Source organism: Marivita sp. (assembly GCF_022763305.1).
Taxonomy (GTDB): Bacteria; Pseudomonadota; Alphaproteobacteria; order Rhodobacterales; family Rhodobacteraceae; genus Marivita.
Window position 1 is genome coordinate 1 of the sequence record NZ_JALEGT010000001.1, and the last position, 13796, is coordinate 13796.

11 protein-coding genes are annotated in these 13796 nt (G+C 62.1%); 6 read left to right on the top strand and 5 right to left on the bottom strand.

Going from position 1 to position 13796, the window contains the following annotated elements:
- Nucleotides 1-361: 361 nt before the first annotated feature.
- From MRY75_RS00005 to MRY75_RS00025, 5 genes are all read right to left on the bottom strand, one after another.
- Nucleotides 362-2650, bottom strand: a complete 2289-nt coding sequence (locus MRY75_RS00005) for an arginine/lysine/ornithine decarboxylase (protein ID WP_292305094.1) — start codon at nt 2648-2650, stop codon at nt 362-364.
- Nucleotides 2651-2906: 256 nt separating this feature from the next.
- Nucleotides 2907-3989, bottom strand: coding sequence for a Xaa-Pro peptidase family protein (locus MRY75_RS00010; RefSeq protein ID WP_292305095.1), 1083 nt, complete (start codon nt 3987-3989; stop codon nt 2907-2909).
- Nucleotides 3986-4444 carry a GAF domain-containing protein gene (locus MRY75_RS00015; RefSeq protein WP_292305096.1) on the bottom strand — a complete coding sequence of 153 codons (459 nt, stop codon included), beginning with the start codon at nt 4442-4444 and terminating at the stop codon, nt 3986-3988. Before MRY75_RS00015 ends, MRY75_RS00010 begins: the two co-directional genes overlap by 4 nt.
- Before the next feature lie 50 nt (nt 4445-4494).
- Nucleotides 4495-6090, bottom strand: coding sequence for an ABC transporter substrate-binding protein (locus tag MRY75_RS00020; protein WP_292305097.1), 1596 nt, complete (start codon nt 6088-6090; stop codon nt 4495-4497).
- Between the two features lie 21 nt (nt 6091-6111).
- On the bottom strand, nt 6112-6741 hold the full coding sequence (locus MRY75_RS00025) for an XRE family transcriptional regulator (RefSeq protein ID WP_292305098.1): 630 nt from the start codon (nt 6739-6741) through the stop codon (nt 6112-6114).
- Nucleotides 6742-6841: 100 nt separating this feature from the next.
- On the opposite strand from MRY75_RS00025, the gene MRY75_RS00030 reads away from it, so the two are divergent.
- The 6 genes from MRY75_RS00030 to MRY75_RS00055 all read left to right on the top strand — a co-directional run bounded on the left by MRY75_RS00030 (nt 6842) and on the right by MRY75_RS00055 (nt 13785).
- Nucleotides 6842-7843: an ABC transporter permease gene (locus MRY75_RS00030; protein ID WP_292305099.1), complete on the top strand. Its 1002-nt coding sequence runs from the start codon at nt 6842-6844 to the stop codon at nt 7841-7843.
- A complete protein-coding gene (locus MRY75_RS00035; RefSeq protein WP_292305100.1) occupies nt 7840-8742 on the top strand; it encodes an ABC transporter permease in 903 nt (300 codons plus the stop codon). The genes MRY75_RS00030 and MRY75_RS00035 overlap by 4 nt, the downstream gene beginning before the upstream one ends.
- On the top strand, nt 8739-9560 hold the full coding sequence (locus tag MRY75_RS00040; protein ID WP_292305101.1) for an ABC transporter ATP-binding protein: 822 nt from the start codon (nt 8739-8741) through the stop codon (nt 9558-9560). Before MRY75_RS00035 ends, MRY75_RS00040 begins: the two co-directional genes overlap by 4 nt.
- Nucleotides 9557-10285 carry an ABC transporter ATP-binding protein gene (locus tag MRY75_RS00045; RefSeq protein ID WP_292305102.1) on the top strand — a complete coding sequence of 243 codons (729 nt, stop codon included), beginning with the start codon at nt 9557-9559 and terminating at the stop codon, nt 10283-10285. Before MRY75_RS00040 ends, MRY75_RS00045 begins: the two co-directional genes overlap by 4 nt.
- A gap of 288 nt (nt 10286-10573) precedes the next feature.
- Entirely contained in the window at nt 10574-12154 is a 1581-nt protein-coding gene (locus tag MRY75_RS00050; RefSeq protein ID WP_292305103.1) for an ABC transporter substrate-binding protein, read from the top strand.
- A 74-nt stretch (nt 12155-12228) separates the two neighbouring features.
- Nucleotides 12229-13785 (top strand): ABC transporter substrate-binding protein, encoded by a 1557-nt coding sequence (locus MRY75_RS00055; RefSeq protein WP_292305104.1) that lies wholly within the window; start codon nt 12229-12231, stop codon nt 13783-13785.
- Nucleotides 13786-13796 lie beyond the last annotated feature (11 nt).

Here is a 13796-nt window from a genome sequence, read left to right on the forward strand (position 1 = left end):
ACCCGGACGCCGACGTCGCGTGCGCGAGACAAAACCAAACCCCACGAAACTGCCCCCCTGAGCAAAAGTTCGCAGCTTCATGAATTATCCGGGCTAGCAGTCTTTGGTGCGTTGTCATGCGTTGCGTAAGGCAGGACCGCGGTTGCCCTGCCTGCCCGGGTCTCGTCGCCCCGTGCCGAACGGGACGATCAGGTCACGCAAGGACACAAGGATACGGGTAAGGTATCCGCCGCCCGGCAAGGCAGGGCACTTCGCAGGTGGCGGAGACGGTATCCGCTTCGAAGGGTAACGCTCCCCACGCTCGATTTGCGCGGGGATTCGTCACGTTTGCCGTATAAGGCACCGTCTGGGTGCCTTCCATTCACGCCACGCAATCGGCGAAGTACTGCACGTTGCCATCTTCCCCGGTCTCTTGGACCAGTCCATGAATATCGGTTTCGAAGCCCGGGCATTCCAATGCGAATTCGCGATTGAACTTGAGGAAATCCACGATCTTTCTGTTGAAGACCTCGCCCGGGATCAGCAGCGGAATGCCGGGAGGATAGGGTGTGACAAGGCTGGTCGTGATCCGCCCTTCGAGCTCGTCGATGGGCACGCGCTCTGTTGTGCGACGCGCGATATGCGAATAGGCCTCGCTCGGCTTCATCGCGGGCACCAGATCGCCGAGGTAGATTTCGGTCGAAAGAACCGCAACATCGTGACGGGCATATTGCCTGTGAACATGCTCGCACAAATCGCGCAGTCCCATATTCTCATAGCGGGGATGCTTCATGCAGAATTCGGGCATGGCCCGCCACATCGGCTGGTTCTTTGCGTGGTCATCCTTGAATTGCTGCAACGCGGTCAACAGCGTGTTCCAGCGACCCTTGGTGATGCCGATGGTGAACATGATGAAAAAGCTGTAAAGGCCCGTCTTTTCAACCACGACGCCATGCTCGGCAAGGTATTTCGTCACGATGGAGGCCGGGATGCCGGAGTCGTCGAACTTGCCCTCGAGGCTCAGGCCGGGGGTGATGATCGTCGCCTTGATGGGGTCCAGCATGTTGAAGCCCGGCGCCATGTCGCCAAAGCCATGCCAGCTGTCCTCGCCATCCGAGGACTGAACGCCGTCGGCATCGGTCCGTTTGAGGATCCAGTCCTTGGTACTGCCGATTCCCTCGTCGGACAGGCCTTCCGGACCCCAGACCTTGAACCACCAGTCGTCGTCGCCGTATTCCTCGTCGACCTTGCGCATGGCGCGGCGGAAATTCAGCGACTCCTCGATACTCTCTTCCACCAGCGCAGTACCGCCCGGGGGTTCCATCATCGCCGCCGCGACGTCGCAACTGGCGATGATGCTGTATTGCGGGCTGGTGGACGTGTGCATCAGATACGCCTCGTTGAACAGATGGCGATCGAGACTCGCGTTCTGGCTGTTCTGGACAAGGACATGGCTGGCCTGACTGATGCCGGCCAGCAGTTTGTGGATCGACTGCGTCGCATAGGTCACGGAATGCTGCGGCCGCTCGCGCTTGCGGCCCATGGAATGAAAATTCCCGTAGAAGGGATGGAATGCGGCATGCGGCAACCACGCTTCGTCGAAATGCAGGTTGTCGACATACCCATCCAGCAAGGTCTTGATCGTTTCCGTGTTGTACAGAACACCGTCATAGGTGGATTGCGTCAGCGTCATGATCCGCGGTTTGACGGTGTCGGGATCGACATCTGCCAGCAGGGGGTTTGCGCCGATCTTGGCTTTGATCGCGTCGACCTCGAAAGCGCTTTGCTGGATCGGTCCGATGATGCCCCAGTGATTGCGCGTCGGTTTGAGGAATACCGGCACCGCGCCTGTCATGATAATGCTGTGCAGAATGGACTTGTGGCAGTTGCGGTCGACCACGACCACATCGTCGGGCGCAACCGTGTGGTGCCAGACCATCTTGTTCGAGGTCGATGTCCCGTTCGTGACGAAGAAACACTGGTCGGCATTGAAGATACGAGCCGCGTTTCGCTCGGACGCCCCGATGGCCCCGTTGTGATCCAGCAGTTGTCCAAGTTCTTCGACAGAGTTGCACACGTCTGCGCGCAGCATGTTCTCGCCGTAAAACTGGTGGTACATCTGGCCGACAGGCGATTTCAGAAAGGCAACCCCGCCTGAATGGCCGGGACAGTGCCAGGAATAGGACCCGTCCTCGGCATAATCCAAAAGGGCTTTGAAGAACGGCGGCTGAATGCCCTCCAGATAGGCTTTGGCCTCGCGGATGATGTGGCGGGCAACGAACTCCGGCGTATCCTCGAACATGTGGATGAACCCGTGCAGTTCGCGCAGGATGTCATTCGGCAAGTGCCGGCTGGTCTTGGTCTCGCCGTACACGTAGATCGGAACATCCTCGTTCTTCCACCGCACCTCTTCGATGAAGTTGCGCAGGTTCACGACCGCCGGATCGAGATCCGGGCCCGGGCTGAATTCCTCGTCGTCGATCGACAAGACGAACGCGCTGGCGCGGGACTGCTGTTGAGCGAATTTGGAGAGATCGCCATAGCTGGTGACGCCCAGAACCTCGAAGCCTTCCTCTTCGATGGCTTGCGCCATGGCCCTGATCCCAAGGCCCGATGAGTTCTCTGAACGAAAGTCTTCGTCGATGATGACGATTGGGAAGCGGAACTTCATGGAGGCAACCTAGCGCGTGATGTGAGTGACGGGTGGCGCAATACGCTGAATTTGTTCCAGTCTGTGGCGGAATATACTCTGCGCCTTTGTTCAAAGCATTTCTGCTGGCGCGCGCCACGTCAAGGGGCAGAAAGTCCTTTCGTCTTTCAGGGCAGCGGTCTCAATTCAGGCAAAGTGCCACCAGCGCGCCGCATCGAGCCGGCCATGACCGACTGCCCTTCGGCCAAATCGCAGTGGTGCGCCGCGCGACGGTCTTTCACGCGGGTGCGATGAAGGGATCGCGCGACAGACCCGAAAGGATGCGGCATCCGTCAGATGTCACAACAGCCACTTCTTCCAGCCGCACGCCGAACCGTCCGGGAAGGTAGATCCCGGGCTCGACCGTGAAGACCATGCCTTCTTCCAGAATTTGCGCGTTGGTTGCGGTGATATAGGGCGGTTCATGCACTTCCGACCCAAGCCCATGGCCGGTCCGATGCGTGAAATAAGGACCATAGCCGGCATCCGTGATCACATCACGCGCCGCCTTGTCCACAGCCCGTGCCTCGACACCCGGTCGAATGACCGCAAGCGCTGCCTGCACCGCGGCATCCACAACCGCGTGCACCTCGTCATAGCCTTCAGGGGGCTCGCCAAGGCAGGCCATGCGCGTGATGTCCGAGAAATATCCGTCGACCGTGCCGCCGATATCGACGACGATGGCATCTCCGGCGCGCACGGCTGTATCCCCGGTGTGATGATGCGGATACGAGGAATGTGCGCCCGTCCCGACAATGGAAAAGGCGACCCGCGATCCGTGTTCTGCAAAGCAGGTCTTGGCCACTTCGGCCAGATCGCTCTCGGTTATGCCCGCGCGGATCGCCGCGCGCAGCGCGGTCTGAGCCGCATCGGCAATGCGGGCGTTCTTCTCGAGGGCTTCAAGCTCGGATGCGTCCTTGATCATGCGCAACGCCCCCAGCGTATCGCCCGCAAAGCTGCGGGCCACGTTGGGAACGGCGTCGAGCAGGAGCAGCGCATGATCCGCGCGCATGGTTTCATCCACCGAGACGCTGCGCGGTTGCGGGCATATCTTTTTCAAAGCCTCGTCCAGCGCGCTGTCGGGGCCGTCGTCGTCGCGCCATTCCCAGAACGGCAGATCGGTGTGCTGGCGGGCATCGCCCGCGTTGAGGGCCGGCATGACAAACCCCGCCGCGTCGCGGCCGATCAGCAGCAGGCAGGCGCGCTCGTCCGGATGCGGCATGAATCCCATGAGCCACCGCATATGCGCGCCGGGGGCCAGCACGATCAGATCGGTGTTGGTGTCGCTCATCTTGCCGCGCAGGCGTTCGAGACGGGTCACGACGGGTCCTCCATAGGAACATGTTTGAACGCGGCGCGCAGGGCGTCGCTATGGGCATGCACCAGTGCCTCGAGCCTCGCGACGCAGTCGGGCGTGAAGTGGCCTTCCCGGTCCAGGATGTTCACCGTGCCGACCACCTGTCCGTCTTCGGAGACAGGAATGTTCATTGCCGCTTCGCAGCCCAGTTCGTTGATCAACGCATGGTCCGAGAAATACGGTGAGAATCCCGCCGTTTCATTGGCGACGAATGTCTCGCCGCGCGTGATGACCTGCGCGGTCCAGGGGCTGTCTCCCATCGGTTTCGTGCCGGTGACCGGGTAATCCGCGGGATGCGAAGAATAGGCCCGGCGCGCCACACCGGCCCCCCGGTCAAGAACCGTTACGGTAAAAAGCCGTGCGCCACAGGCGTCTTGGGCCGCGCGGTGCAGCGCGGCGAAGGTGTCGTCAGGTGTCATGATCTGTCCCTATCGTGGGCCGGGGGCGCAACCCGCCCCCGGCTCTGATCTCAGTTCTTTTCGACGAGACGGTAGTACACGTAATCCGAGCTTGCGCCGTTCACGTAGCCCTGCACGTCGTCGTCCATTGCAACCTGCTTGGTCGCCTGGAACATGATCACAAAGGGCGCCTCCTGCTGCATGGCCTCCTGCAGCTCGACATACATCTGGTTGCGTGTCTCGGCATCGCGTTCGGCCAGAGCCGCCATCGTCTTCTTGTTGATGTCCTCGGGCGGCATCCACGCATTGCGCCAAGTCGTGGTCGACACATAGGCGTCGTCGGAATTGTCCGCGTTATAGGCAAAGGCCTTGGCGTTGGAATGCGGGTCCATGAAATCTGGCCCCCAGTACAGCAGCATCCCTTGATGGGTCCGCGCGCGGTACTTGGTGATCACCTGCGCCCCGGTGCCGGGCAGGATGTCGAAGTTGATCCCGGCCGGCGCAAAGGTCTGCTGCAGGCTTGCCGCGATATCCGTGAAGGGGGCCGCATTGATCACGTCGAGTTCGATGTCGAGCGGCAGCTCGACGCCGCCCTCTTCGAGGATCGCCTTGGCCTTCTCGGGATCGTAGGTGAACGGCGTGTCGGTCAGGGCTCCGGGGAAGCCTTCGGGCCAGAACGCCTGATGCACCTCCATCTGCCCCTTGAGGAAGCTGTTGGCCATGCCCTCGTAATCCACGAGGTAGCGGGACGCCTCCCACAGCGCGGGGTTGGTCAGCGGCTCGTATTTCTGGTTGAAGCTGAACCAATGGACGGCGGTCTGCGGGTAGGTCTCGATGCGAATGTCCGCGTTGCCCTCGAGACCGGCAACCTGATCCGGAGTCAGGTTCTTGGCCATGTCGACATCGCCGGATTCCAGAAGCAGGCGCTGGGTGGCGGCTTCGGCGACATGCCGGATCAGCACGCGCTGCATGCCGGGGGCACCATCCCAGTAATCGGGGTTGGCATCGAGCATCAGCACCTCGCCCGGTGCATAGCGCGCGAGTTTGAACGGCCCGGTGCCGGCACTGTTCTGGTTCATCCAGCCGTGGCCCATGTCGCCATCGACCTCGTTGGCCATCGCCGTTTCGACATCGACAATGGAGGCCGGACGCGAGGCCAGAACGTTCAACACGAAGGACGGCGCGAAGTCGCCCGACCAGCGCGCAGTGACGGTGTTGCCGTCGGTGGTCACCATCTCTTCGAGATTGTCGGCGGTCCAGCCAAGGTTGCCGAGAATGAACGCCGGAGCCTTGTTCAGCACCAGAACGCGCTTCCAGCTGCCGACCACGTCTTCGGCACGCAGCGGGTTGCCGGAATGGAACGTCACCCCCTCGCGCAGCGTGAACGTGACCGATTTCGCGTCGGCGTCGATCTCCCAGTCGGTGGCAAGGCCCGGCGCGAGGGTGGTGGTGTCCTCGGCCCCGTACTGCACAAGCTGGTCATAGGTGTTGGTCACGTATTCGCCGGACGAGAATTCATAGGCGGTGGCCGGGTCGATGGTGACGATGTCGTCGATGTTCTGGGCGATCACCAGCGCGTTTGCGGGTGTTTCTGCCAGGGCGGGCGCGGTGGACAGTGCGATCAGGCTGACCGCGAGGGCCTTGGTGAAGGTCGTGGCATGTTTCATGGGTCTCTCCTGTTGGTGTCTTTATGGGTCTTCTTGGGCGTCTTGAGGTTCGGGCTGTGCCGGGTTTGGCGGCCCGATCAGGCGCGGTGACGTCCCGGTCCAGAGAAGCCGGGCAGGGCCGTCACCGACATTGGCGAAGGAATGGGGGGTGTCCCCCATGAAATGCAGGCTGTCGCCGGGGTGAAGGATGAAGGTCGCCGCACCAAGGGTCTGGCGCACGGTCCCGTCGAGCACCACGATCAGTTCTTCTCCGACATGCGCCGTCACTTCGGACGCATAACCTTCGGGTATGTGCACGACGAGCGATGACAGCGTGCCGCCCGGCAGCACCGTCGACAGCCGTTCATACCGGAGCGAACTGTCCGCCAGCGCGAACTGAGGTCGCTCCCCCTGCCGCGTCACGCTGTCAGCGGGTTTGGGCGTGGCGATGAAGACATCGACATCCACCCCCAGAGCGGCGGCAAGACTCGCCAGCGTGCCAAGACTCGGTGTCGCCTTGCCGCGCTCGACCTGGCTCAGGAAGCCGACCGAGATGCCTGCCTGATCGGCCAGTGCCTGCAGCGTAAGCTCTGCCTTGCGCCGCAGGTCCCGAATGCGACCTCCGAAGGCCGGTGATTGAGACGGCTCGGCTTGGCGCATCGGTTGAGACATGATTCCTCCTCGGCTTGCCGAAAAGCGTAGTAAAAAAATTTTGATCAGTCAAAAAATCTTTGCTAGGCTGGTCCAAACGGAGCTGCCAGAAGCCTGCCTCATGCCCGCCCTGCGATTCCTGCTGACGCTTGCCGTGACCTTTCTCGGCCTGCTCGCGATCACCTTCGTGATCGGTCGGGTCGTGCCCATCGATCCGGTTCTGGCCGTGGTCGGGGATCGCGCCAGTGCCGAGACCTATGAACAGGTGCGCGCGGAAATGGGTCTGAACGATCCGCTTCCCCTCCAGTTCGCGCGCTATGTCCTGAGCGTCCTGCAGGGCGATCTTGGCCAATCGGTGTCAACCGGTCGTGCCGTGGCCGAAGACCTTGCCCGGGTGTTTCCGGCCACGCTCGAGATGGCAACGCTCGGCATCATCATCGGCGTGGCGCTTGGTGTGCCGATGGGGGTCTTTGCAGCGGCGCGTCAGGGATCGTGGGTGGATCAGGTGATCCGCGTGATCGGACTTGCAGGCTATGCGATTCCCGCCTTCTGGCTTGGGTTGGTCGGGCTCGTGATCTTCTATGCCAACCTGCGCTGGGTCGGAGGCCCGGGGCGGATCGACCTGTTTCTGGACGGCATGGTGCCCGTCCGCACCGGGCTTCTGCTGGTCGACAGTGCAATCGCGGGCGACTGGGAGTCCTTCGTCAGCGCATTTTCGCATATCGTCCTGCCTGCAACGATCCTCGGCTTTTTTGCGCTGGCCTACATCGCGCGCATGACGCGAAGCTTCATGCTCGAACAGCTGAGCCAAGAGTACATCGTGACCGCCCGCGTCAAAGGTGTGCCCGAGCGGCTGATCCTCTGGCGTCACGCCTTCCGGCCGATCCGCGTGCAGCTCATCACTGTGATCGGGCTCAGTTATGCGGGTCTGCTCGAAGGGTCGGTCATGATCGAGACCGTCTTCAGCTGGCCCGGCATCGGCAACTACCTCACCACCGCGCTCTTGAATGCCGACATGAATGCGGTGCTCGGTGCGACGCTGGTGATCGGGGCCGTCTTTGTCGGCATCAACAAGGGGTCGGACGCGCTCTACCGCGTGCTCGACCCGAGGGCGCGCACATGATCCCGACCGCCTGGCTTTTGTCCGATGATCCCGAAACGCGCTGGCAGGCCCGGCTTGGTCAGGGCTACCGGCTGTCTCGCGCATTGCTGCGCAACCCACTGTCGGTTGTCGGACTGTCCATCATCATCGCGCTTCTGCTCGTCGCCGCCTTCGCGCCATGGCTGGCCCCGTTTTCGGCCGTCGAGGGCGATCTGGCGGACCGGCTGCAGCCGCCGTCCGCCGTGCACTGGATGGGCACGGATGAGCTTGGTCGGGATATCCTGTCGCGTGTCATCTATGGCGCACGCATCACGCTGGGAATCGTGCTTCTGGTCGCGGTCATTGCCGCCCCGCTGGGTCTGCTGATCGGGACTGTCGCGGGCTATTTCGGTGGGTGGATCGACCGCGTCCTGATGGGTCTGACCGACATCTTCCTGTCGCTGCCCCGGCTGATCCTTGCCTTGGCGTTCGTGGCTGCCCTTGGGCCGGGGATCGAGAATGCGGTGATCGCCATCGCCATCACGGCCTGGCCTGTCTATGCACGCATCGCCCGGGCCGAGGTGCTGACCTTCCGCAACGCCGAGTTTCTGGATGCCGTGCGCATGCAGGACGCGTCATCCGTGCGGATCATCGCGCTGCATGTCATGCCGCTCTGCCTCTCCTCGACCATCGTGCGGGTGACGCTCGACATGGCAGGCATCATCCTGACCGCGGCCGGTCTTGGGTTCCTCGGTCTCGGTGCGCAGCCGCCGCTGCCGGAATGGGGTGCCATGATCTCGCGCGGGCGCGATTTCATCCTCGACCAATGGTGGGTCGCCACCATGCCGGGATTCGCGATTGTCGTGGTCAGTCTGGGTTTCTGCCTCTTCGGCGACGGTCTGCGCGATGTGCTCGACCCGAAACAACGGGGGCGCGGATGACGTTGCTCTCGGTCGAAAACCTGCGCGTGACCTTTCCGTCCGATCACGGTCCGGTCGAAGTGGTGCGCGGACTGTCCTTCACGCTGGGCCGCGAACGTCTCGGGATCGTGGGCGAGAGCGGGTCAGGAAAGAGCATGACCGGGCGCGCCGTGATGGGGTTGGTCGCTCCGCCGGGGCGGGTGACGGCGGACCGGCTCGAATTCGAAGGGCGTGATCTGCGCAGCCTGCCGGAACGGGAGTTCCGGGCACTTCGGGGGCCCCGCATGTCGATGGTGCTGCAGGACCCGCGCTACAGCCTCAATCCCGTGATCCGCATCGGCGCGCAGATCGAAGAGGCTCTGGCCGTACATGGCAACCTGACCGCAAAGGATCGACGGACGCGGATGCTTGACGCGCTGAACGCCGTGCGGATCGACGACCCTGAACGCGTCGCGCGGCTGTATCCGCACGAAGTGTCAGGGGGGATGGGCCAACGGGTGATGATTGCGATGATGGTGGTGCTGGAGCCCGCACTGATGATCGCAGACGAGCCGACCAGCGCACTGGATGTGTCCGTGCGCGGTCAGGTGCTCGATATCCTCGATGATCTGGTAAAACGGCGGGGCATGGGGCTCATGCTCATTTCGCATGACCTCAACATGGTCGCGCGCTGGTGTGACCGCATCCTCGTGATGTATCGCGGAGAGGTGGTCGAAGAGCTGGGCGCGGGCGCGTTGCATCAGGCGCAGCATCCCTACACCCGTGGGCTGATCGCGTCGCTGCCGCGGCTTGACGAAACCCGTGACCGACTGCCGGTGCTGGACCGGAGCCTCTTGTGATCTCCGTCCGCGATCTTTCCGTACGGTTCGGGGAAACGACCGTCCTGCACAGCGTGTCATTCGACGTGGCGAAGGGCGAAAGCTTTGCGCTCCTTGGGGAATCGGGTTCCGGCAAATCGACGATCCTGAAGGCGCTGTCGGGGCAGGTGACGGATTGGACGGGAGCACTTCAGATCGCGGACACGGTGCTACGGCCGGGCCATCGCGCACGGTTGGCGCGGACTGTTCAGATGGTGTTCCAGGACCCGTTCGGCAGCTTGCATCCACGCAGAACCCTCGACGACACGCTGTCCGAGCCGCTCGCCATTCACGGGCAACCCGACCGCGACAAACGGGTGCTTGCCATGCTCGACGCCGTGGGCCTGCCACGCCGTTTCAGGTTTCGTCTGCCGCACCAGCTTTCGGGTGGCCAGCGCCAGCGGGTTGCCATCGCGCGCGCCCTCATGCTTGATCCTCCGGTGCTGCTGCTCGACGAACCCACGAGCGCGCTGGACGTCAGCGTACAGGCTGAAATCCTGAACCTCTTGAAGTCGCTGCAGGAAGAGAAAGGTCTGACCTTCCTTCTGGTGACCCATGATCTTCCGGTGGTCAGCTTCATGTGCGACCGCCTCGCGATCCTGCGGGCCGGTCGGATCGAAGAGATGGCCGATGTCGCGGCGCTGCGGGCCGCAAGACTGGAAAGCGACTATGGACAGGAACTGATCCGGCGGTCCCAACATGGCTGAGACCCATGCGGCAAGCGACGTGCGGGGCGACAGCCCAACGATGACATCCGGATGTCGCGGGCGGGCTTTGCCCGCGCGAAGCGATCGTTGCCGCAACCGCGTGCACGCTCGGGTAAGGTCCCACTTTACGCTCTGGACCGCCCTGAAAAAGACCGGAATTCCGCAAGGTCAGGTGTCCGCAACGGTCAAAAACTTTTCCAAAAGCCTTGGCACTTGGACGGCCTCGTGCTGTGCTGGCGGTATCGTCCCCACCGCAAAGAGGGACATGAATAAACCAGGGAGACCCTTATGACCAAGTTTACTGGCTTGATGGCGCTTGCCGCGCTGATGTCCACAACGACGCTTGTTTCGGCAGAGACACTGCGCTGGGCGCGGGCAGGAGATGCGCTCACGCTTGATCCGCACGCGCAAAACGAAGGCCCGACCCACACGATTCGGCATCAGATTTACGAGCCTCTGATCATTCGTGACACAAGCGGCGCGTTCGAGCCGGCGCTGGCCACCGAATGGGGCCCGAGCGCCGACGACCCGAATGTCTGGGTGTTCAAGCTGCGCGAGGGCGTGACCTTCCACAATGGAGAGGCGTTCACGGCGGAAGACGTGGTTTTCTCGTTCGAACGCGCAAAACAGCCCAACTCGGACATGAAGGAACTCATCAACTCGATCGTCGAGGTCCGGGCTGTCGACGACTACACGGTCGAGATGGTCACTGACGGTCCGAACCCGATCCTGCCCTCCAACCTCACCAACCTCTTCATTCTCGACAAGGGCTGGGCCGAGGCGAACAACACGGTGAACGTGCAGGATTTCGAAGGTGGCGAGATCACTTACGCCACGACCAACGCAAACGGCACCGGACCCTACGTGCTGCAATCGCGCGAACCGGACGTGCGCACCGTCATGACCCGCAACGAGGGCTATTGGGGCCGCGATCAGTTCCCCATGGAAGTCTCGGAAATCGTCTACACCCCGATCCAGAACGCGGCGACGCGCGTTGCGGCACTGCTGTCGGGTGAGGTCAACTTCCTTCAGGACATGCCGGTTCAGGATCTGGAACGCGTGAACAATGCCGATGGTCTGGTCGTCAAGAAAGCACCGCAGAACCGGGTGATCTTCTTCGGCATGAACATGGGGGCCGACGATATCGAGGCCGACAATGTGGACGGAGCCAACCCGCTGGCAGATGCGCGGGTGCGCAAGGCGATGTCGATGGCAATCAACCGGGACGCCATCCAGCAGGTCGTGATGCGCGGCCAGTCGGAACCAGCCGGTATGATCGCGCCGCCCTTCGTCAACGGCTGGACCGCCGAGATGGACGCGGAATCCACAACCGATATCGAAGGCGCGAAGGCCCTGATGCAGGAGGCGGGCTATGGTGACGGGTTCTCGATCCGGCTCGACTGCCCGAACGATCGCTACATCAACGACGAGGCGATCTGCCAGGCAGCGGTCGGCATGCTGGGCCAGATCGGTGTGACCGTGAATCTTGACGCCAAGCCCAAGGCGCAGCACTTCCCGTTGATCACCGACGGCAAGACCGATTTTTACATGCTGGGCTGGGGCGTTCCGACCTACGATTCCGAATACATCTTCAACTTCCTCGTGCATGGCCGCGAAAGCGATATCGGAACGTGGAACGGGACCGGATATGACAACGACGAGCTGGATGCGAAGATCAAGTCGCTTGCGTCCAACACGGATCTCGACGCGCGGAATGCGGACATCGCTGAAATCTGGCGGGTCGTGCAGGATGAGACCCTCTACATCCCGATCCACCACCAGGTGCTGAACTGGGGCATGGCCGATGGTGTCGGCATCGAGGTCGATCCGGAGGATCAGCCCAAGGTCAAGTACTTCACGATGAAGTAAGTTTTGGAACCGCGGGCCGCTCAGTGTTCCGGGCGGCCCGCAGCAACAGCCAAACAACAAGCGAGGATGTGACGATGCTCCGCCTTTCGACTGCACTTGTGATGGTTCTGGCCCTGCCTGCCACAGCCGAAGACTTCAAATTCGCCGTGACGACCGACCCGCAGACGATGGACCCGCACGCGGTCAATTCCGCGCCGGTTCTGGGTTTTCTGAACAACGTCTACGAGGGACTTGTGCGTCGGGGCAAGGACATGAGCATCGAGCCATCGCTCGCCACAAGCTGGGAGCCGATCGGCGACGGCGCGGGCTGGCGCTTCAATCTTCGGGAAGGCGTGACCTTTCAGGACGGCTCTGCGTTCAATGCGGATGATGTCATCTTCTCTTATGAACGCGCATCCTCGGAACAGGCTGACACGTCCAGTTGGTTTGCGCCGGTGAGCGAGGTTGTGAAGGTCGATGAGTTCACCGTCGACATCCTGACAACGGCGCCGAACCCGATCTTTCCGGATTCGATCGCGAACTGGATGATGATGGACAGCGGCTGGGCGGAAGCCAACAACGCGGTTCGTCCCGACAAGGATCAGGGAAATTACGCGACGCTGAATGCGAATGGCACCGGTCCCTTCCAGCTGGTCTCTCGCGAGCCCGATCTGAGGACAGTGCTTGAACCTCATGCCGGCTGGTGGGGTGAGGTCGAACACAACCTCACCCGGGTCGAGATGACACCGATCCAGAACCCGGCCACGGCGCTGGCGGCCTTGCTGTCCGGTGATGTGGATTTCGTCAATCCGGTGCCCATTCAGGACGTCGAACGCCTGAAGGGCAATCCGGATGTCTCCGTGGTCCAGGGGGTCGAAGCACGGGTGATCATGTTGGGCTTCGATCAGCAGGAAGGCGCCGCCGAAAGCGGTCAGGGGGCGGCGGACATGTTCCTTGACCCGCGCGCCCGAGAAGCCGTGGCCAAGGCGATCAACGTGCCCGCCATCCTGCAGACGATCATGCGGGGCAATGCCGAAGTCGCGAGCCAGTTGGTCGATCCCTCGATGCGGGGATACTCGACCGCGAACGCAGCACCTTACGCCTTCGATGCTGAGGAGGCGCGGCGGCTTGCGGAAGAGGCGGGACTGACAGGGCAGACGATTGCCTTCAAATGCCCGAATGACCGCTACCTGAACGACGAAGCCGTTTGCCAGGCCATTACCGCAATGCTGGCGCAGGCCGGCATGGATGTGTCGCTGGATACGATGCCCGTTTCGAACTATTGGCCCGAACTCCGGGCCGACAATTTCGACATGTATCTGCTGGGATGGTCGCCGGGAACGCTGGATGCCGAACATCCGATCCGGTTCCTCGCAGCGACACCCAATGAAGAAGCCCGTCTCGGAAGCTGGAATTTCGGCAGCTATTCCAATGCGCGTGTCGACGAACTCTTGCCGCAGATCCAGTCTGAAATCGACGACAGCGCACGTCAGGCCATGCTCGATGAAGTGGCTGCGATCCTGCAGGATGATGTGGCGTACGTACCGCTTTATGTTGAGCCACTGGTCTGGGGTGTCCGCTCCGGTGTCGAGCTGACGCAGCGGTCGGACAATTTCTTCATCCTGCGCTGGGTGACTGTCAATCAGGGCTGAAACAACGAACC